The 19,919-nt window shown below is 65.6% G+C and carries 18 protein-coding genes and 1 riboswitch; of the genes, 10 read left to right on the top strand and 8 right to left on the bottom strand.

Annotation, left to right across the window (positions count from 1 at the left end; genetic code table 11):
* Positions 1 to 172: 172 nt before the first annotated feature.
* Positions 173 to 2,779, bottom strand: coding sequence for a glucans biosynthesis glucosyltransferase MdoH (mdoH, locus tag MFF62_RS25305; protein WP_238265884.1), 2,607 nt, complete (start codon positions 2,777 to 2,779; stop codon positions 173 to 175).
* Positions 2,752 to 4,341, bottom strand: a complete 1,590-nt coding sequence (locus tag MFF62_RS25300) for a glucan biosynthesis protein G (RefSeq protein ID WP_404990835.1) — start codon at positions 4,339 to 4,341, stop codon at positions 2,752 to 2,754. Before MFF62_RS25300 ends, mdoH begins: the two co-directional genes overlap by 28 nt.
* A gap of 489 nt (positions 4,342 to 4,830) precedes the next feature.
* Between MFF62_RS25300 and MFF62_RS25295 the strand changes: the two genes are divergently transcribed.
* Positions 4,831 to 5,232 (top strand): RT0821/Lpp0805 family surface protein, encoded by a 402-nt coding sequence (locus tag MFF62_RS25295; RefSeq protein ID WP_238265883.1) that lies wholly within the window; start codon positions 4,831 to 4,833, stop codon positions 5,230 to 5,232.
* A gap of 31 nt (positions 5,233 to 5,263) precedes the next feature.
* Here MFF62_RS25295 and MFF62_RS25290 read toward each other — a convergent pair whose 3' ends face one another.
* From MFF62_RS25290 to MFF62_RS25280, 3 genes are all read right to left on the bottom strand, one after another.
* Positions 5,264 to 5,875 (bottom strand): surface-adhesin E family protein, encoded by a 612-nt coding sequence (locus MFF62_RS25290; protein ID WP_238265882.1) that lies wholly within the window; start codon positions 5,873 to 5,875, stop codon positions 5,264 to 5,266.
* Positions 5,876 to 6,048: 173 nt separating this feature from the next.
* Positions 6,049 to 6,735: a 3,4-dihydroxy-2-butanone-4-phosphate synthase gene (gene ribB / locus MFF62_RS25285; RefSeq protein WP_238265881.1), complete on the bottom strand. Its 687-nt coding sequence runs from the start codon at positions 6,733 to 6,735 to the stop codon at positions 6,049 to 6,051.
* 127 nt (positions 6,736 to 6,862) lie between these two features.
* Positions 6,863 to 7,026, bottom strand: a riboswitch (FMN riboswitch).
* Positions 7,027 to 7,094: 68 nt separating this feature from the next.
* Complete coding sequence (locus MFF62_RS25280; RefSeq protein WP_238265880.1) at positions 7,095 to 7,973, bottom strand: helix-turn-helix domain-containing protein; 879 nt, start codon at positions 7,971 to 7,973, stop codon at positions 7,095 to 7,097.
* 270 nt (positions 7,974 to 8,243) lie between these two features.
* On the opposite strand from MFF62_RS25280, the gene MFF62_RS25275 reads away from it, so the two are divergent.
* The 5 genes from MFF62_RS25275 to MFF62_RS25255 all read left to right on the top strand — a co-directional run bounded on the left by MFF62_RS25275 (position 8,244) and on the right by MFF62_RS25255 (position 12,193).
* Positions 8,244 to 8,435, top strand: a complete 192-nt coding sequence (locus MFF62_RS25275; RefSeq protein WP_238265879.1) for a hypothetical protein — start codon at positions 8,244 to 8,246, stop codon at positions 8,433 to 8,435.
* The gene (locus MFF62_RS25270) at positions 8,432 to 8,779 is read left to right on the top strand and encodes a HigA family addiction module antitoxin (protein WP_238265878.1); all 348 of its coding nucleotides are present in this window, start codon (positions 8,432 to 8,434) and stop codon (positions 8,777 to 8,779) included. The genes MFF62_RS25275 and MFF62_RS25270 overlap by 4 nt, the downstream gene beginning before the upstream one ends.
* 110 nt (positions 8,780 to 8,889) lie before the next feature.
* Positions 8,890 to 10,203, top strand: a complete 1,314-nt coding sequence (locus MFF62_RS25265; RefSeq protein WP_238265877.1) for a hemolysin family protein — start codon at positions 8,890 to 8,892, stop codon at positions 10,201 to 10,203.
* Positions 10,204 to 10,608: 405 nt separating this feature from the next.
* On the top strand, positions 10,609 to 11,946 hold the full coding sequence (locus MFF62_RS25260) for an EAL domain-containing protein (RefSeq protein WP_238265876.1): 1,338 nt from the start codon (positions 10,609 to 10,611) through the stop codon (positions 11,944 to 11,946).
* A 115-nt stretch (positions 11,947 to 12,061) separates the two neighbouring features.
* Positions 12,062 to 12,193, top strand: coding sequence for an entericidin A/B family lipoprotein (locus tag MFF62_RS25255; protein WP_215531086.1), 132 nt, complete (start codon positions 12,062 to 12,064; stop codon positions 12,191 to 12,193).
* Between the two features lie 136 nt (positions 12,194 to 12,329).
* Here MFF62_RS25255 and MFF62_RS25250 read toward each other — a convergent pair whose 3' ends face one another.
* Genes MFF62_RS25250 through MFF62_RS25240 form a run of 3 tightly spaced genes read right to left on the bottom strand, consistent with a single transcriptional unit; the run spans position 12,330 to position 15,258 of the window.
* Entirely contained in the window at positions 12,330 to 12,980 is a 651-nt protein-coding gene (locus MFF62_RS25250) for a bifunctional 4-hydroxy-2-oxoglutarate aldolase/2-dehydro-3-deoxy-phosphogluconate aldolase (RefSeq protein ID WP_238265875.1), read from the bottom strand.
* 58 nt (positions 12,981 to 13,038) lie between these two features.
* Positions 13,039 to 13,974 (bottom strand): sugar kinase, encoded by a 936-nt coding sequence (locus MFF62_RS25245; RefSeq protein WP_238265874.1) that lies wholly within the window; start codon positions 13,972 to 13,974, stop codon positions 13,039 to 13,041.
* Between the two features lie 15 nt (positions 13,975 to 13,989).
* The gene (locus MFF62_RS25240) at positions 13,990 to 15,258 is read right to left on the bottom strand and encodes an amino acid deaminase (RefSeq protein ID WP_238265873.1); all 1,269 of its coding nucleotides are present in this window, start codon (positions 15,256 to 15,258) and stop codon (positions 13,990 to 13,992) included.
* A 125-nt stretch (positions 15,259 to 15,383) separates the two neighbouring features.
* Here MFF62_RS25240 and MFF62_RS25235 point away from each other — a divergent pair, with 125 nt between their 5' ends.
* The 4 genes from MFF62_RS25235 (at position 15,384) to MFF62_RS25220 (ending at position 19,708) form a co-directional block, all read left to right on the top strand.
* Positions 15,384 to 16,289 carry a MurR/RpiR family transcriptional regulator gene (locus MFF62_RS25235; RefSeq protein ID WP_238265872.1) on the top strand — a complete coding sequence of 302 codons (906 nt, stop codon included), beginning with the start codon at positions 15,384 to 15,386 and terminating at the stop codon, positions 16,287 to 16,289.
* A gap of 2 nt (positions 16,290 to 16,291) precedes the next feature.
* Entirely contained in the window at positions 16,292 to 17,752 is a 1,461-nt protein-coding gene (locus tag MFF62_RS25230; RefSeq protein WP_238265871.1) for an N-acyl-D-amino-acid deacylase family protein, read from the top strand.
* Positions 17,753 to 17,814: 62 nt separating this feature from the next.
* Positions 17,815 to 18,207 carry a RidA family protein gene (locus tag MFF62_RS25225; protein WP_238265870.1) on the top strand — a complete coding sequence of 131 codons (393 nt, stop codon included), beginning with the start codon at positions 17,815 to 17,817 and terminating at the stop codon, positions 18,205 to 18,207.
* Between the two features lie 145 nt (positions 18,208 to 18,352).
* On the top strand, positions 18,353 to 19,708 hold the full coding sequence (locus tag MFF62_RS25220; RefSeq protein ID WP_238265869.1) for a GntP family permease: 1,356 nt from the start codon (positions 18,353 to 18,355) through the stop codon (positions 19,706 to 19,708).
* The last annotated feature ends 211 nt before the right edge of the window (positions 19,709 to 19,919 follow it).

The raw sequence follows: 19,919 nt of genomic DNA, 5'->3' as shown, positions 1-19,919 counted from the left end.
GGGGGTGAGGGCATGAGGCTCTGCTTGCCGATCAGTCGCAATTTGGACCGCCCGGCCCTCACCCCCTGCCCCTCTCCCGCCTTGCGGGAGAGGGGAGCTAAATCAGGGAAGCAGGTAGCAATAAAAAAACGGCAGGCCCTTCGGCCTGCCGTTTTTCATTCCACCACCACCCTCAAGCCGTACGTGGCCGCAGCGGCAGTACGTTCGGCGCCCGGCGCATCAAAATCCGCGTTTCCTTCCAGGCAGCATCGGCCAGCGGCGAACCCCAGACCAGTTCATGCAGCTTCGACAGCGCGAACGGGTCGCCCAGCAGCACGTGCTTCTGCGCCGGCGACAGCGAGCCCGGACCATGGGTCAGCGCATGCTGCACCAGCGACGCGTGCTGCATGCGTGCCGGTTCGGGCTGGACCGTGCGCGCCGTGGCGGTGGCGCACATCAGCGCATTGGTAACCGGGTCGACCACGGCGTCGACAAAGCGCGGCGTTTCCTGGGCGCTTTCCACGTGCTGCTGCGTCTCCACGATTTCCCGTGGCACGAAGGTTTCCTCGGGGATCATGAACAGCCCCGCGCGGCGGGCGCCTCGGCCCAGCGACACCCGCGACAGCATCACCGACAGCGGAATCGACATCGCCAGCGAGCCGACGATCGGCAGCAGCCACCAGATAAAGCCCGGGCTCAGCCAGTACACGCCCGCGCCCCAGCCCAGGCCCAGCACCGTGTGCCAGCCGTGGCGGCGGAACGCCTCGCCCCAGGTGGTCTCGGCATCCTCGCGCGGAGGCGATTTCCAGGAAATGCCCCAGCCGCTGTAGGCCGCGATCACGAACTTGGTGTGGAACAGCATGCGCGTCGGCGCCAGCAGCGCGGACAGCATCATCTCGATCACCATGCTCAGGAACAGGCGCACCACACCGCCGTACTGCTTCGCGTCCTTGAGCAGCAGGATCACGCTGGCCAGCTTGGGCAGGAACAGCAGCGTGGCCGTAGCCGAGAACAGCGCCAGCGCCTTCTCCGGATGCCATTCCGGCCAGGTCGGGAAGAGCTGGTATTGCTTGGTGAAGTACTCGGGTGGCACCAGCGCATGCTTGGCCAGCGCGGCGGTGGACAGCACCAGGAACAGGAACCAGAGCGGTGCCGACACATAGGCCATGATGCCGGTCAGGAATACCGCGCGATGCACCGCATGGAAGCCCTGCTTCATCCACAGCCGGAAGTTCATCAGGTTGCCCTGGCACCAGCGGCGGTCTCGCTTCACCTCGTCCAGCAGGTTCGGCGGCAGTTCCTCGAACGATCCCGGCAGGTCGTACGCAATCCATACGCCCCACCCCGCCCGGCGCATCATGGCCGCCTCGACGAAGTCGTGCGACAGGATTTCGCCAGACAGCGGCCCCTTGCCGGGCAGCGGCGCCAGGCCGCAATGCTCCATGAACGGCTTGATCCGGATGATGGCGTTGTGGCCCCAGTAATGCGATTCGCCAAGCTGCCAGTAATGCAGGCCGGCGGTGAACAGCGGCCCGTAGACGCGCGTCGAGAACTGCTGCACGCGGGCGTACAGCGTCTCGCGGCCCACGGCCAGCGGTGCGGTCTGGATGATGCCGGCGCCGGGATTGGCTTCCATCAGCCGCGTCAGCGTGGCCAGGCAGTCGCCGCTCATCACGCTGTCGGCATCGAGCACGATCATGTAGCGGTACTTGCTGCCCCAGCGGCGGCAGAAATCCGCCACGTTGCCGGTCTTGCGCTTCACGCGATGCCGGCGCCAGCGATAGAAGATGCGGCCAAACCCGCCGACGGCGCGGCAGAGTTCGATCCAGGCATCGTGCTCGGCGGTACGCAGGTCGGGATTACCGCTGTCCGACAGCACGAAAAAATCGAAGTGCTGCAGCTCGCCGGTACGTTCGAGCGATTCATAGGTGGCACGCAGGCCGGCAAAGACCCGCGTCACATCCTCGTTGGCGATCGGCATGATGATCGCCGTGCGGGCAGACGGGTCGATGGGCGCATCGGGCGCCGCCGTGCGTGAGATCAGGTGCTTGTCGCCGCCCTTGGCCAGTACCAGGAAGCCCATCATCGCCGTCCAGAAACCGGCGGACACCCAGGCGAACAGGATTGCGAACAGCGACAGGATGGCCACTTCCAGCGGATCGGCGCCGTGATACGGCAGCACGTTCGACATGAAGTAGGTGGCCGTGATGGTCTGCACAATGACCAGCGCCAGCAACACCCAGCGGCGATGCGAACCGGCCGGGTGCCATTTGCCCTCGGCGTCGGGGCCGTCGTGCAGCGTGTCCCAGGTTTCCGGCACTTGCGGGCGGCCCAGCAGGCGGCGCCAGGTATTGCGGATGCCGCCCCAGATGATGTGCGGCGGCCACTGGCGCGGCACCATCGACGCGCGCTCGGGCTCGGGCCCGGTATTGACGCGCACGGTGCCGTCGTCGTGCCGCTGCAGCAGCGGCTCGCCATCGACCTGCGGGTTGCCATAGGCCATCGCAAAGCGACGGCCCACCGATGCGTAAGTTGCCCCACCGGGGGCGCTACCGTAATTCAAATCGGAAGCTTCCTTGTCCTTCGGGTCGCGGCCAGCCAGGCGCGTCTGCAATTCAATCATGGCCGATGGCACTTCGATACCCTCGGCCGGCACGCTGGATATCAGCGACTTCGGGGTATCGGCCAGCAGCTCGCTACGCATTTCGGGCGAGGCCGGCAGGCGATCGACATAGCGCTCGCATGCCGCCGCGGCCTGCGCGGGTCGCTGCTTCAGCCTGGAGGTAGGATGTAGCTCCATGTCTCGGATAGGGTTGTATTGCCGTTGCGAAGATAGCCGCGCAACTCAACCGGCTTGTTCTCGTCCTTGCGCCGCATGAACATCGTCATGCGCCAGCCACCCGTGGCCTCGTTACGCTGGACTGTTGTCTTGAGCAGTTCGCCGTTGGCGTCCGCCGATACCACCGGGTCCAGTCGCGCCTCCTCGGGCAGCTTCTTGAACGCCGGTCCTTCGAAATCCACCACCAGCGAGAAGCTGGTGTCTTCTGGCTTGCGCGTCAGGCCCTGGCCGCGGCGGGTCTGCGTGACCCACGACAGCGGCGGCAGGTTCTCGCCGTCCTTCTGCCATTTCAGGCGGTATTCGTAGTCGAATGCCTGCTTCGGCTTGGGCGGGCTGTCCGGCACCCAGAACGCCACGACGTTGTCGTTGGTCTCGTCGGGCGTGGGAATCTGCACCAGCTCCACGCGGCCCGAGCCCCAGTTGCCCTTCGGCTCGACCCATCCGCTCGGGCGCCGCTCGTACCAGCTGCCGATTTCCTGATAGTTGTCGAAGCTGCGGTCGCGCTGCATCAGGCCATAGCCTTGCGGGTTGTTCGCGGCGAACGACGTCACCAGCAGGCGCTTGGGATTGACCAGCGGGCGCCAGATCCATTCGCCGGTGCCAAGCTGCACCGACAGTCCGTCGGAGTCGTGCACCTCGGGGCGGAAATCGGCGCTGGCGGACGGCTGGTTCTCGCCGAACAGGTACATGCTGGTCAGCGGCGCCAAGCCAAGCTTGGTCACGTTTTCACGCAGGAACAGGCGCGACTTCACCTCCATCACCGTCTCGTTGCCGGGCTTGATGATGAAGCGATAGGCCCCGCTCATGCGGCGCGAATCCATCAGCGCATAGATCGTCAGTTGCTTGTCATTGGCCGACGGCCGCTCGATCCAGAATTCGGTGAAGCGCGGGAATTCCTCGCCCGAGTTCAGCGCGGTATCCACGGCCAGGCCGCGTGCCGAAAGGCCGTACCACTGGTCCTTGCCCAGCGCGCGGAAATAGCTGGCGCCCAGGAACGAAGCCAGTTCGTCCTTGCGCTTGCCCTGGCTTAGCGGATACAAAAGCCGGAAGCCGGCAAACCCAAGTTGCTTGAGCTTGGCGGGGTCTACCTTGTGCGAACCGTAGTTGAACGCGGCCGGGTCGAAGCGGAACTCGCGCACGCTGTTGTTCACCACCTCGTTGATCCGCACCGGCTGGTCAAAGACCATGCCTTCATGGAAGAACGAGATCTCGAACGGCAGGCGCGCGCCGCGCCAGGCAAAGCGCTCGGGCTTGTACTCGATCTCGCGGTAGCGGTCGTAGGAGAGTTCTTTCAGTTCGCGCGGCAGTTCCTGCGCCTTGGGCGGCTTGTACGGCGATGCCGACAACTGGCGTGCCCGCGCCGCCACGGTCTCGAAATCGAACGCGTGCGCGGTCAGGGCCAGCACGGCCAGCATGCCGCCACCAATCCAGCGCCCCAGCCCTGACATCCTGCCGGATAAGCGTCGCGTGGGTGCGGCGGTCGGGCTTTGGATCGGGCGGAACGACGTTGGATAGGCGGACATGAAAGCCGTAGGCAGGGTTGGCGGGAACGCGGGCGGCGGACCGATGCGGTCGCGCCCGATGGCGTCGGAGTACTTCAACGAATGGTTACAGCAAAAGACGGACCAGCGTGCGGCGCAACGGGCACGGCAATCAGGTAACGACACCGGCACATCGATGCAAGACGTCAAACACGCTTGTCGGGATTGTTGCAATGCGATGCGAAACCTTAACAATTCGAGACTTAAAAGTCACGTTTCGGCGCCGCAACGTTTGCAACAAAATGTCTCACCTGTCGATGGAAAGCCGCTCCGCGCGTGCGCTCCAAGGCTGAAGTCGAGCATAGACCATGCGATGGCCGAGCGATGGAAGACCTTTCAGGTGCCAGATCGCGGCCCCGGAATCAGGCAGGCTGCTGCGCTGTTGTGCATCGCGATGCACCGCAGTGCGCATGACGCGCTTACAATCGCCAACGTCACTCAACCGATGTTTTCAGCCGCGAGGAAATCGTCATGCACGCTCGACGCCAAACCCGTCTGGCCCTGGCCGCCAGCCTTGGCTGCGCCCTGCTCCTGGGTACCGCGCAACCCGCGTTCGCTTATTTTCAGACTTATCTGTCAGGCAGCATCATCGGCACGCTGACCAAGAAGGAAGCGGCCTCGCTCCAGCAATCGGTAGCCAAGGCGCTGAACGACACGGAAGACAATCAGGTGGTGGAATGGCATTACCCGGCCGATGGCCGCCGCCAGGCCATCGACGGTACGATCAGCCCGGTGGCTACCAAGACCGACCAGGATCAGAAATGCCGCCGGCTGAAGTCTGACCTCAAGCGTGGCAGCGCCACGGAGGCGTGGTCGGGGTGGTTCTGCAAGCAGTCGAACGGCACCTGGCGCGCGCGCCACGTGGCTGACTGAGAATCTTGAGCAAGCGCCGGGACACCGACGCTCAGTGACAGAGGCGGTTCATCAGTTCGCCCGGCAAGGTCCCCGAACTCACGGGCTGGGGCATGCCGGCCTGCGGGCCGCGCATCGTATAGAGCGACTCGCCGCGCGCGTAGCGCTTCGAGTAAAGCGTTTGCTCGACCACCGCGTACATCGACGTGGCGCAGTTCAGCACCATCCGCTTCAGCGACGAGCGGATCGTGTCGCCGCTGGTGGTCTTGATCACGCCCGCCGGCGCATTGTGGACCAGCGCCACGCCTACCTCCGGGCCACGGCGGCGGATCGAAGTCTGGTCGAGATAGGAAATCACGCCATTCATCCCCATCAGCGGCGACCAGCGTTGCGGGTCTGGCGCGGAGGGATCAGGCGTTGTCACAAGCGTGCAGCCCTCGCGCGGCGAGGCACGGAAGATGGTGCCACCGTTGGGCCCCTGGCACTGGTACAGGGCACCCGCCGCAACCGGGCGGACGCTGGCGCCGACGTTGGCGCTGACGTTGGCAGCCGGGTTGTTGAAAGCCGGCGTGCCATTCGATTCGGCATGCGCTGCGACACTGAAACACGCGCCGGCGAGCAGGGCCGTGCGTGCGAGAAAGCGGGAAAACTTCGGGGAAAACATCGGGAATGACCCTCGTAAGGACGGGAAGAGCCCGCGCATTCTCGCACAGCGCAACCCCATGACGACAGCCCCATGACGCGCGGATTTGCCTGACAAGACAAATGCGCACGTCATTTCTGCGCGATATTCGCGCGCGGCTTGCCCGGGATCAGGTTGTTTTCAACCCCTCGCCTTCAGCCCTGCTGCTCGCGCCAGGCCACCAGGTCGGCGATGGTCAGCACGGGCAACTGGTACATCCCGGCGAATGCCAGCGCCTCGGGGCGACGCGCCATCGTGCCATCGGGATTCATCAGTTCGCAAAGCACCGCCGCCGGCGCCAGGCCAGCCATGCGGGCCAGTTCCACCGAGCCCTCGGTATGGCCCCGGCGCTGCAGTACGCCACCATCGACAGCCACCAGCGGGAACACATGGCCTGGGCTGACCACGGCATCGGTACCCGCGTCGTCGGCAATCGCCGCACGGATCGTGGTGATGCGGTCGGCCGCGCTGACGCCAGTGGTCACGCCCTCACGCGCCTCGATGGACACCGTGAACGCCGTGCCGTACTGGCTGCGGTTGTTCTCGACCATCGGACGCAGCCCAAGCTGGCGCACCTTGTCGGCGGTCAGGCACAGGCAGACGATGCCGCTGCATTCGCGGATCATCATGGCCATGTTGGCGTTGGTCAGGCGTTCAGCGGCCAGGATCAGGTCGGCCTCGTTCTCGCGATCGTCATCGTCGAGCAGCACGACGGGACGGCCCTCGCGCATGGCGTCGAGCGCCTGCGCGATGCGCTCGGCAAGCGGACGCGGGTCGGCTTCGGTCACGGCGCAATCGGCGGCAACCAGGTCGGAAGTGTGGCTTTGATTGAGAGTCAGCATTGATGAAACGCTCCGTGCAATGAATTTTCATGGGCGTTTCAGGGGAACGATCAGCGCAAGCCGGCACAACGCTCCGCCAGCGCGGACGGCAAGCGCCGTTCGCGCATGGGGTTGCCATGCGGATTCCGCCCATCTTCTTTCATCCGGACTATGACCGTCGGCCCTGGCTTCTCACCAGGTCTGCTGACCCCGCACACAAGTGCGGGCGCTCGCGGGCTCGTGGCGCCCCTGTCCTGGGGACAGTTGCCACATACCGCCGGTGGGGACTTTCACCCCGCCCTGAAGACGTAACGATGCCGTTGCGGATCAAGTCCACAACGGCCCGGCGATGTTAGCACGACTGTTCTTTTTTGGCCGAACTACCATTTCGAGGGAGTGGTCGGCGCCGCCGCCATCGCCTCGAACAGGTGCTTCGTGGCGTCATCGGCCGGATAGAAGCACTCGATGCGCAGTTCCTGCAGCGTGACGTCCTGCGGATTACCCAGCGTGGTCAGCGTGGAAAACAGCGAGGCGCGAAAGCGTCCGGCGTGCACGACCACGGGCAGCACGGGCGGCGGCGAGCCCTCGGCGGGATCGTCCTCCACCAGCAGCACGCCGCCCGGCCCCACCATGTCCGGATGCCAGGCCGCGATCCGGCTGAAGATCTCGCGCGCGGTCTGGTCGTGGGCGTGTACCTGCAGCTCCTGCCACACGCGGCGCAACAGGTAGCGCCCCACCTGCCGCGCGTTCTCGATCAGGGGCCACAGGCCATTGGGATCGAACACGGCCAGCATCAGGTTGATCCGGCCGCCCTCGCCTTCCAGCGTGGCGGGCCGGCGGCTGCCCATCAGGGCATCCAGCATGAGGCAATAGGCGTCGTTGGCTTCGATCAGGTGCCAGAAGCGGTCGAGCACCACGGCCGGATAGGGTTCCTGCTTGGCCAGGATCAGCGAGATCGCATGGCGCACCATCTGCATCGCGGGTGCCGCCAGCGTGTTCTCGCTGTAGGCCGGCGCGTAGCCGCTGGCCAGCAGCAGCCGGTTGCGCTGCCGCAGCGGCACGCCAAGCCGCTCCGCCAGCGCCAGCACCATCTCGCGGCTGGGCCGCGCGCGGCCCGATTCCAGGAAGCTGATATGGCGTTGCGAGACACCGGCGGCCAGCGACAGTGCCAGTTGGCTGTAGCCGCGCTTGCCGCGCCAGTAGCGCAACAGTCCAGGGAAGTCGAGGGCAGCTTCGGAGGCAGGGGTCAGCGTTTCCATGTGGCGCATTACAGCACAGGGCCGGCGGCGATACGACTACCTCGGAGGTAATGACGCCGATTCCGACTCCCGCCCTCCAGCTTTCAGAATCGTCGCATTCCACTGGCCGCGATGCTTGCCTACGATGGCCCTGTTCGTTCCATCAGGGAGTTGAAACCGTGATCCGATCCATCGCCAACAAGACCACCGCCGCCGTGTTTTGCGGCCACTACGTCCACACGCTGCCCGCCGGCATCCAGCCCGGCGCCCTGCGCCCTGCGCAAGCTCACCATGCTGGACGCGGCATCCTCCGCGCCCGACCTGCTGGCCGCGCCCACCAACAATTTCGAGCCGACGCCGGGGCGCCGCCGCGCGCTATGGCGGGTGCGGATCCGGGGCGACTGGTACGTGCGCTTCCGCTACGTCGATGGCGAAGCCTGGGACGTGGAGATTGCCCATTGCCCGCCGGAGGTAGTGGCATGAGCATCAAGCGAGACGACTTCGAAAGCGAGGACTACAGCAGCGTGACCACCGGCGTGGACCTTGCGCCAGTGGCGCCCGTCGCCGTGCTGCTGCACGAATTCATGACGCCCAACGACTTGTCGGCGGGATCGCTGGCCGTGGCGCTGCGGGTGCCGGTGACGCGCATCGAGAGCATTCTCTGGCGCGAACGCATCATTTCGCCGGAAACCGCATTGCGGCTGGCCCGCTTCTTCGGCACCACGGCCGAGTTCTGGACCCGCCTGGAAGCCAACTACGCCTTGCGCATTGCCCGCGCACAGGCCGGCGCCACCATCGATCGCGACGTGAAGCCGCATACGGCATGATTCGTGCACATGCATCTAGGTGACGTTGACGCCACTACGGCGATGCAACGTCACATGCGGATGGTATGCTCTGATTTTTCAATTCCCGCGCGCACAGGGCGCGCACCCTGATGGAAATAGCCATACTGCTGGCGCTTATCTTGCTGAACGGTCTGTTCGCCATGTCGGAAATCGCGCTGGTGACCGCCCGCAAGGCCCGCCTGCAACGCCAGATCGAGGCCGGTGACCGCGGCGCAATAGCGGCCGTAAAGCTGGGCGAAGACCCGACCCGCTTCCTGTCCACCGTGCAGATCGGCATCACGTCCATCGGCGTGCTCAACGGCGTGGTCGGCGAGTCCACGCTGGCCGCGCCCCTTGCCACCTGGCTGCAAGGCTTTGGCATTTCCACCACCACTGCCGGCTACATGGCCACGGCCATCGTCGTGGCAGGCCTGACCTATTTCTCGATCGTGCTCGGCGAGCTGGTGCCCAAGCGGCTGGGCCAGATGGCGCCCGAGACCATCGCCCGCCTGGCTGCGCGTCCGATCTCGTTTCTCGCCGTTGCCTCCACGCCGTTCGTCAAGCTGCTGTCCGGCTCCACGCGACTGGTGCTGCGCCTGCTGGGCGTCGACGCCAATCGCAGCCCGGCCGTGACCGAGGAAGAAATCCACGCGCTGCTGGTGGAAGGCTCGGAAGCGGGCGTCATCGAGCACCACGAGCACACGATGGTGCGCAACGTGTTCCGGCTGGATGATCGCCAACTGGCATCGCTGATGGTGCCGCGCGGTGACGTGGCATACCTCGACATCGAACTGACCGAGGAAGAGAACCTGCGCCGCATCGAGGCATCCGACCATTCGCGGTTTCCGGTGGTGCGTGGCGGCATGCACGACATCCTTGGCGTGGTCAGCGCACGCCAGTTGCTCGCCCGCCGCCTGCGTGGCGAGAAAGCCGACCTGACGGCGGTGCTGCAGGCCGCCGTATTCGTGCCGGAGAGTGTCACCGGCATGGAACTGCTGGAAAACTTCCGCTCGTCGGGCGGCCAGATCGCCTTTGTCATCGATGAATACGGCGAAGTGCTGGGCCTGGTGACGCTGCAGGACCTGATCGAGGCGATTACCGGCGAGTTCAAGACCGAGACGGCTGGCGAGGAGTGGGCGGTGCAGCGCGACGACGGTTCCTGGCTGCTGGACGGCCTGATTCCGATTCCCGAGCTCAAGGACCGCACGGGCCTGCGCGCCGTACCAGAGGAAGACAAGGAGCGCTACCACACGCTGTCCGGCATGCTGCTGCTGTTGCTGGGCCGGCTGCCGCAGACCGCCGATACGGTGCGGTGGGAAAACTGGAAGTTCGAGATCATCGACATGGACGGCAAGCGCATCGACAAGGTGCTGGCATCGCGCGTGCCGCCGGAGGATGGCCCGGAGGCAGACACCACGGGCTGAGTAGTGGGTTGAGCAACAGGTTGAATCCCAGCAAGACGGGCGCTACGGCGCCCGTTTTTCATTGGTGAATCACGGCATTGCACCCAGCATTGCAACCCGCCCTATCGTCATTGGCGCCCGGTGGTCAAGACGACAATCGTGGCGACAAGACAGAGCGTTGTTTGAAATCAAACACGAGCGACGCCCGCGCCACGTCGACATAGTCGTTTAACGAAATTGTCTGTGGCTGCCGTATGATCTGACCTGTGCGACTTGACAACTACGTACTACTACATAGTCGCACTGCAACAACTGAAAACGAGTCGCGCCAGCTAGAGCGCGCCGAATCACGCTTGAACGGGAATGCAGTCCGGGTATCGCGGGCGGCCAATGCAGACATGAAATCGCTGCCAGCACGGTTAATCGATGGATCCTGACACCAACGACACGCCAGCTCCAGGGGTCGGTGACAGTGGGTCACCTGCCGACGCACCAACCACCGCCCTCCAGCCGGTGTCCTTTCTGGCCGCGCTGGAAGAACATCGCGCCCATTTCGGCGCCGCGCTGCTGCTGGCCGTGCTGGTGGTGCGGCTCGACCGCTTTGCCCACACCTGCGACAGCATCGGCCCGCAGCGCGCGCACCAGTTGCGCGCCCACGTCAAGACACGCGTCACCACAGTGGCATCGATGCCGGTGGCCATGCAATGGCTCGGGCCGGCGGATCTTGGCGTGGCCTGCGTGCTGCCCGAAGGCGCGGAAAACGCCCATGCGTTGAGCCAGGCCATTGCCGCCGCGCTCAATCGGCCATTCCAGGTCGACGGCTACGAAGCCTTTCTTTCGTGCAGCATCGGCAGCGCCGTGGACCTGCACGATACCGGCACGGAACGGCTGCTGCAGCAGGCGTTCGACGCAATGCTCCAGGTGAACCGGCGCGGCGGCGCAGGCATCGGCACGGCCAGCCGGCCGTCCACGCCGCGCATGGCCACGTTGCTGGCGGCATTGCCCAGTGCGATCGAGCGTGGCGAACTGAGCCTGCAGTTGCAGCCCCGCGCCTCGATGGCCACCGCCGCGATCACCGCCTACACGGTGCGGCTGCGCTGGCAGCATCCGGTGCTGGGCCGCGTGGCGCCGCAAGACTTCCTGCCGGTCGCCGAGGCGCTCGGGCTGATGAATGCCATCGGCGGCTGGACCCTGCACCAGTTGCTGCAACTGATGCGCGAAGCCGCACCGTTGGGGCCGCTGCAATTTACGCTGCTGGCCACCAGTTCGCAGATGCAGGCGGACGACACGATCTGCATGCTGCGTCGCGCCATCGATCACCATCACGTCGGCGCCGGACAGATCTGCGTCGAGGTGCCCGTCGACATCGTCCCCGATGCCATGGAAACCACCGACAAGGCCCAGCGCCTGCGCGACGGCGGCGTGGATATCGCCCTGGCCGATTTCACCGACGCCGGTGCCAGCCGGAAGGCCCTGGCGCTGGTGCGGCCAGACATGGTCACGCTCGATGCGCGCCATCTCGGCCATGCCAGCCAGAAGCCCGATATGGCGACGAGCCTGCGCAACGCTTGCAAATGGGCCAAGGGGCAAGGTGTGGGCGTCTGCGTCAAGGGCATCGAGACACAAGCCCAGCTCGACGTCGTGCGCGGCTGGCAGTGCGACACGATGCAGGGCTTCCTGCTAGCCCAGCCCTTCCCTGCGCCATGGCTGCTGCAAACCCACGCCGCGATTGCCCAGCGCGCCCGCCTTCTACTGAAGGGTTAGGACGCTGCCTGTCAGACATTGTCGTACTGACAAATGGGCACATATCCTGCATCGACGGAGGTTGGGGCGACGATAAAATGTGCCCACTTCCTACTGTCCCTGAAAGGAGCCTCTGATGAAAAAAGGATGGATCTGGTGTGTACTGGTTGCCTCGCTGCTCGCAGGTTGCAACACGATGTCCGGTCTTGGCCAGGATGTGCAGAAGGGCGGACAGAAACTGGAAAACTCGGCCGAGAAATCCAAGTAATCTCCAGCTGATCTTCCGCAATCGCGGCTAGACAAAGCACAAAGGGCGCCCATCGCGCCCTTTGTGCTTTTGTGACTCTCCATCCGGGATGTCATCCGGACGGAAAATTGTAATTCTTACTCGCTCTTACTTGCCCTTACTTGCGCGGTTGACCACGCAGTTGCGCAGCTTCCTCGGCGAGCTTGCGGATGCGCCCCCAGTCCTTGGCCGCCACCGCATCCTTGGGCACCACCCACGATCCGCCCACGCACACCACGTTCGGCAGCGCCAGGTAGTTGGCTGCGCGGGCCAGATCAATACCGCCCGTGGGACAGAACTTCAGCTGCGACAGCGGGCCATGCAGCGACTTCAGCATCGGCACGCCACCCGCCGCCTCGGCCGGGAAGAACTTCAGGAACGAAAACCCGCATTCGAGCGCGAACATCGCCTCGCTGGCCGTGGCCACGCCCGGCAGCAGCGAAATGCCGGCATTGCGGGCGCCATCGGCCAGCTTCTGGGTCAGCCCCGGCGACACGGCGAACTGGGCGCCGACATCGCGCACCGCGTGCAGTTGCTCGACTGTCAGCACCGTGCCGGCACCGACCACGGCCTCCGGCAGCGCCTTGGCTACAGCTTCCATCGCCTGCAGGGCCACCGGCGTACGCAGCGTGATTTCCAGCATGGGCAGGCCGCCCGCCACCAGCGCTTCACTGATATGCAGCGCGTCGTCGACCGAGTGGTATTCCAGCACGGGAATCACCGGCACGTTGGTCAGGCGTTCGATCAGCGGAGAAGGTTGGATTTGCATGTCAGTCTTCTGAAAATTCGTGGTCTCGACCGTTGGGACGCCCAGCGTCCCACACGGTTCAGGCAATCACCGAAACGCCTCGCTCCAGGCGGGCCAGGACGGTTTCGGCAGTAGGAATCGGCGCCACCGCGCCATAGCCGGTGGTGGACAGCGCCGCCGCCACGTTGGCATAGCGCGCCGCCTCGAACGGATTGGCACCGGCGGCCAGCCGTGCGATGAAACTGCCGCCAAAGCAGTCGCCCGCACCGGTGGCGTCGAGCGGGCGCACCGGATACGGCTCCACCAGCGCGCGCGATTCGGGCGTGGCCACATAGCTGCCCTCCTCGCCCAGCTTCAGCGCCACGATGCTCACGCCGCATGACAGCAGGTAGTCCACGATCGCGTCGCGGTCGTCGAGCCCGGTCAGCACCGTGATGTCGTCCCAGCTCGGCAGGCAGATGTCGGTCAGCGAGAATGCCTCGCGCATGATGCCGCGCGCCCGGGCCAGCGACCACAGCCGCAGCCGCAGGTTGGTGTCGAGCGACACCTGCACGCCGGCCTTGCGCGCATGCTCCATCGCCGCCAGCCCGGCATCGCAAGCCGATGTGCTGATGGCCAGGCTGATGCCGGACAGATGCAGGTAACGCGCCTGCGCGATGGCCTGCAGCGGCAGTTGCTCGTGGTGATACCGGCTGGCCGCCGAGCCTTCGCGCAGATAGTCGAAGCGGTGGCCGTGGCTGTCGTGCGAGACGAAGTACACGCCGGTGGGCGCCGCGGCATTGATGCTCACATGGCGCGTATCCACGCGCTCGTGCGTCCACAGCGCCAGCAGCCGCTCGCCAAAGCTGTCGGCACCCACCGCGCTGACGTAGCCGGTGCTCGCGCCTTGGCGCGCTGCCGCAATCGCAAAGTTTGAAGTGTCGCCGCCAAAACCCTGCAGGTAGCGGGCGGAATCATCGGGCTGCTGGTTGAATTCGACCAGCGGCTCGCCGTAGGCAAGGATATCGATACTCATGAATGCGCGCCTCTCTCAGAAGTACGTCTGCACGATGTCGATGACGCGCAACTGGCTGTCCAGCACGGGGATGTGGCGCCACTTGTCGAACGTCAGGCAGGGATGCGAGATATCAAAGGCAATCATATCGCCGACCCGCACGTCGTCGCCAGCGTCGATCTCCAGGTACGCATGCTGGTCCATCATGCCGGTCACCTTCCAGCCGGCCGGCACCGCCACCGGGGCTTCCGTGCCCGGCCGGTACAGCTGCGCCGGGATCGGCATGCCCGCGTCGAACGCCGCGTCACGCTTGCCCAGGCCGATGATGGCGCGGCGCGCCTCGGGAATCGACTGCACGTAGGCCCAGAGCTGCAACGCCGGCAGCAGCCCTTCGCGCATCTTCTGCGCCACGGGATTGCTGGACAGGATACGCTCCTGCGCCGCGCGATAGATGCCCACGTCGTGGGTCAGGTAGCAACCGGGCCGCAGCACGATATCGATCGGTGCGCCGATATCGGTGCGCGCGAATTCCTCGGCCACCACGTCGTACCAGGCCGATCCCGCGCCCGACATCACCACCGGACTGCGCCCGAAGCGGCCGGCGGCGGCCAGTTCGCGCGTCACGGCCACGGTGCGGCGCAGGAACTGGCGGATATCGGCCTCTTCCTGCAGCACGCCTTCATAGATCTCCACGCCGGCCAGCGACAACGCGTCGGGCCAGCGCGACAACGCGTCCAGCACATCGGCCTGCTGCGCGGCGTCGCGCACGCCGGTGCGGCCGCCCGTCACGCCCAGTTCCAGCAGCACCTGCAGCGTCTGGCCGCGCTCGCGGAAGTACGCGCCAAGCTGGTCCACCAGCGCGGCGGAATCCACCAGCGTGAAAAATTCGAAGCCCGGATCGCGCAGCAGATCGGCAACGATCTCCATGTTGCGGCGGCCCACCAGCTGGTTGGCCATCAGCACCCGCTTCACGCCATGCGCGGCCGCTGCCGCGGTTTGTTGCGCAGTGGCCAGCGTGATGCCCCACGCGCCCTCGGCCAGTTGCCGGGCAAACAGCTTGGGCGCCATGGTCGTCTTGCCATGTGGCGCCAGCTGCACGCCGTATTCGCCCATGAAATTGCGCATCCACTGCAGGTTGTGCACGAGTCGATCTTCGTACAGCACCGCCGCCGGCAGGCTCAGTTCCTCGCGCAGCAGTTGCCAGCCCGGCTGACCGGCCTCGGCGGGTGCCAGCGGCGCCTCCAGACGACCCAGCGCCTTGTTCAGCGGATCGATGATTCCTGTCTGGTACTTTATTTCACGCATGGCCGACATCACCCTGTAAAAATTCGATTGACGTAATCATAGCCTTGAAACTACGATATTTCATCCTTGTTAGAAAGTAACACGCTGTGTCAGCCCAAGGGCCGGACAGCACGACGCCGCCTGCCATGACCGCGCCCTTTGACATCCTGACCCGCATCGCCGAGCGCGGCCCGTCGCTGCGTCTGGCCGAGCAAAAGGTGGCGCAGGTGATTCTTGAGGATCTTGGCGGCGCGGCGGCGGCCAGCATCAACGAACTGGCGCGCAAGGCGGCCGTCAGCGAAGCCAGCGTGACCCGCTTCGCCAAGGCCATCGGCTGCCGCGACGTGCGCGACCTGAAGCTGCGACTGGCGCAGGCCACTGCCGTCGGCACGCGCTTCCTGCAGCCCGCACCGGCCGCGACCGATTCCGATTCGCCGGCCTCGCTGGCCGAGCGCATCCATGCCGACGTCCTCACCACGCTCGAAGTCAACCGCAAGCTGATCGATCCGGAACGCATCGCCGAGGCGGCGCGCCTGTTGCTGGGCGCACGCATGGTCTACGCTTTCGGCATGGGCGGCGGCTCCACGCTGATGGCCGACGAGGCGCGCTACCGCCTGGCACGGCTGGGCGCGCCGGTGGCGACCTATCACGACGCGCTGCTGCAGAAGATGGTGGCGGCCACGTTGTCGCGCGATGACGTGGTGCTGGCCTTTTCCGCCAGCGGCAACGTGCCGGAGATGCTGGCCAGTTGCGATACCGCGCGTGAATACGGCGCCCGGCTGGTTGCCGTGACCGCGCTGGGATCGCCGCTGGCGGCACGCGCCGATGTGCTGCTGCCCGTGCGGACGCTGGAGACCGATTTCATCTTCAAGCCATCGGCCTCGCGCTACGCGATGCTGCTGGTCATGGACGTGCTGGCCACGCAATGCGCCATGCTCCAGCAGGAGCAAAGCAAGGAAAAGCTGCGCCGGCTGAAATACGTGCTCGACGCCCATCGTGGCGTCAGCCATGACAGCGACGGGCCCGACAGCCGCCAGCCGCTCGGAGACTGACCATGCCTCACCTGTTCGATACCCTGATTCGCGGCGTGATGCTGCTGGACGGCTCCGGTGCCGCCGCCCGCATGGCCGACGTCGGCATGCGCGACGGCCGCATCACCCGCATCGACGCGGCCGGCTCGATCGACCCCGATACCGCATCGCACGTGGTGGAAGGCCACGGTCTGGCGCTGTCGCCGGGCTTCATCGACGTGCACACGCACGACGACACCAACGTGGTCCGCGACCCGGCCATGACGCCCAAGATTTCGCAGGGCGTGACCACCGTGGTGGTGGGCAACTGCGGCATCAGCGCCGCGCCCGTGACGCTGGCCGGCGATCCGCCCGACCCGATGAACCTGCTGGGCCGCGCCGACGCGTTCTGCTATCCCGATTTCAAGACCTACGTCGACGCGGTGAACGCCGCGCAGCCGTCGGTCAACGTGGCCGCGCTGGTGGGCCACACGGCCCTGCGCAGCAACCATATGAGCCGCTTCGACCGTGCCGCCACGGCCGACGAGATCGCGGCCATGCGCGCGCAACTGGAAGAAGCGCTCGCGCATGGCGCGCTGGGCCTGTCCACGGGCCTGGCCTACACCAACGCGTTCAGTGCGCCGACCGATGAAGTGCTGGCGCTGGCCGAACCGCTGGCCGATGCCGGCGCGCTCTACGCCACGCACCTGCGCAGCGAGTTCGCCGAGATCCTCGACGCCATGGACGAGGCCTACCGCATCGGCCGCCATGCGCGCGTACCCGTGGTGATCTCGCACCTGAAATGCGCCGGCGTGCCCAACTGGGGCCGCAGCGGCGAAGTACTGCAATCGCTGGAGGCCGCGCAGCGCTGGCAGCCGGTGGGTTGCGACTGCTACCCCTACACCGCCAGTTCGTCGACGCTGGACCTCAAGCAGGTGACCAGCGATTTCGACATCCAGGTCACGTGGTCCGAGGCCCATCCCGACATGGGCGGCCGCCTGCTGGCCGATATCGCCGCCGAATGGCAGGTGGACCTGATGGAAGCCGCGCGCCGCCTGCAGCCGGCCGGCGCGGTCTATCACTGCATGGAAGATGCCGATGTGGACCGCATCCTGTGCCACCCGGCCACGGTGGTCGGCTCGGATGGCCTGCCCAACGACCCGCTGCCCCACCCACGTCTGTGGGGCGCGTTCCCGCGTGTGCTGGGCCACTACGCCCGTGATCGCGAGCTGTTTCCGCTGGCCGTAGCCATCAACAAGATGACCGGCCTGTCGGCCGAACGCTTCGGCCTGGGCGATCGCGGCTTTGTGCGCGAAGGCTACTGGGCGGACCTGGTGCTGTTCGACCCGGCCACGATCCGCGACGCCGCCAGCTTCACCGACCCGATGCAGCCGGCCGAAGGCATCGCCGCGGTCTGGGTCAATGGCGAGCTGACCTGGCAGCACCGCGCGGCCACCGGCGTGCGCGCCGGCCGCTTCCTGCCGCGCCAGGCGCGCGCCGCCTGATACCGCGGTCCAGCCCCACGCAAGACCCAACACAGCAAAACACAGCAAAAACAGGAGTTCCCATGGATATCAAACGATTCGGTGTCGAAGGCGGCACGGGCCAGGGCGGCTCGCACATGCCATTTGCACGCGCCGTACAGGCCGATGGCTGGTTGTACGTATCGGGCCAGGTGCCGATGGTCGACGGCGAAGTAGTCGAAGGCAACATCGTCACGCAGACCCACCAGGCCATCCGCAACGTGCTGGCCATCCTGGCCGAAGCCGGCTATGGCCCTGAACACGTGGTGCGCTGCGGCGTCTGGCTGGACGATGCGCGCGACTTCCCGTCGTTCAACAAGATCTTCAAGGAATACTTCGGCGCCAATCCGCCGGCGCGCGCCTGCGTGCAGTCGAGCATGGTGGTGGATTGCAAGGTCGAGGTGGACTGCATCGCCTACCGCAAGCCCACGGCTTGAAGGGCCGTCATCGGCGAGCCAGCCGATGCCCACAACAGTTTCATCAACCTGCCGCTTTTCGCACCGGTGACCCTGGGCAAGGCGGCATTTACATAGCGGAAGCGGACCGCCCTGTCGGGTGGCAACCGCCAAAAGGAGACGAGACATGGGTGCCGTTACGGGAACCACGCTCTTGATTTACGCGCTGATCGCCGTGATCGCGCTGGTGATTCTGATCGCCAAGTTCAAACTCAATCCCTTCATCACGCTGGTGGTGGTCTCGGTGGCCCTGGGCTTTGCCGTGGGCATGCCGATGGGCGACATCGTCAAGTCGTTCGAAGCCGGTGTCGGGGGCACGCTGGGCCATATCGCACTGGTCATCGGGCTGGGCACGATGCTGGGCAAGATGATGGCCGAATCGGGCGGCGCCGAGCGCATTGCGCTGACGCTGATCAACTTCTTCGGCGAGAAGAACGTGCACTGGGCCATGGTGGTCATCGCGTTCATCGTGGGCCTGCCGGTGTTCTTCGAAGTGGGCTTCGTGCTGCTGATTCCGATCGCGTTCAACGTGGCCAAGCGCACGAACACGTCGATGATCCTGGTGGGCATTCCGATGGTCTGCGGCCTGTCCGTGGTGCACGGCCTGATCCCGCCGCACCCGGCCGCGCTGCTGGCCGTGCAGGCCTACGGCGCCGACATGGGCCACACCATCCTGTACGCGCTGATCGTCGGCATTCCCACCGCGATCATCGCCGGCCCGCTGTTCGCCAAGCTGATCGACAAGCACGTGAAGCTGCCCGCCGTGAACCCGCTGGCCGAGCAACTGACCGAGGAATCCGACAGTGCAAAGGGCAACCTGCCTGGTTTCGGCATCACGGTGCTGACCATCCTGCTGCCGGTGTTCCTGATGCTGATTGGTAGCTGGGCCGACCTGATCGCCACGCCGAAGACGTTTGCCAACGACGTCCTGAAGCTGATCGGCAACTCGGTGATGGCACTGCTGATCGCCACGCTGTTCAGCTTCTACACGTTCGGCAAGTCGCGCGGCTTCAACCGAGAGATGATCCTGAAGTGGACCAACGAGTGTGTGGCGCCGACCGCCATCATCACGCTGGTGGTGGGTGCCGGCGGCGGCTTTGGCCGCATCCTGCGCGACTCGGGCATCTCGACGGCCATCGTCGACGTGGCCACGCACGCCAACGTGTCGGTGCTGGTGCTGGGCTGGCTCGTTGCCGTGATGATCCGCATCGCCACGGGCTCGGCCACGGTGGCCATGACCACGGCAGCCGGTATCGTCGCCCCGATCGCGGCCAGCGTACCGGGCACCCGCCCGGAACTGCTGGTGCTGACCACCGGCGCCGGCTCGCTGATCCTGTCGCACGTGAACGACGGCGGCTTCTGGCTGGTCAAGGAATACTTCAACATGACCGTCGCCCAGACCTTCAAGACCTGGTCGGTGGCGGAAACGATCATCTCGGTGGTGGCGCTGCTGTTTACGCTGGCGCTGGCAACGGTGGTTTGATGGTTTGATTGGCTGATGGTTTGCTCCCCTCTCCCGCTTGCGGGAGAGGGGTTGGGGGAGAGGGCTTGAGGCTCTGCTTGCCGACAAGTCGCAATTTGGACTGCCGACCCTCTCCCCCGCCCCTCTCCCGCCATGCGGGAGAGGGGAGAAAACAAGAGGCCCCCCCGGGGAACCATACAAACCCGGACTAGCACAAACCCCCTCCCCCTCC

It is taken from the genome of Cupriavidus pauculus (assembly GCF_022179805.1).
GTDB lineage: Bacteria > Pseudomonadota > Gammaproteobacteria > Burkholderiales > Burkholderiaceae > Cupriavidus > Cupriavidus pauculus_E.
The sequence above is the reverse complement of the archived record's forward strand: the minus strand, read 5'-3'. Positions and strand labels throughout refer to the sequence as shown.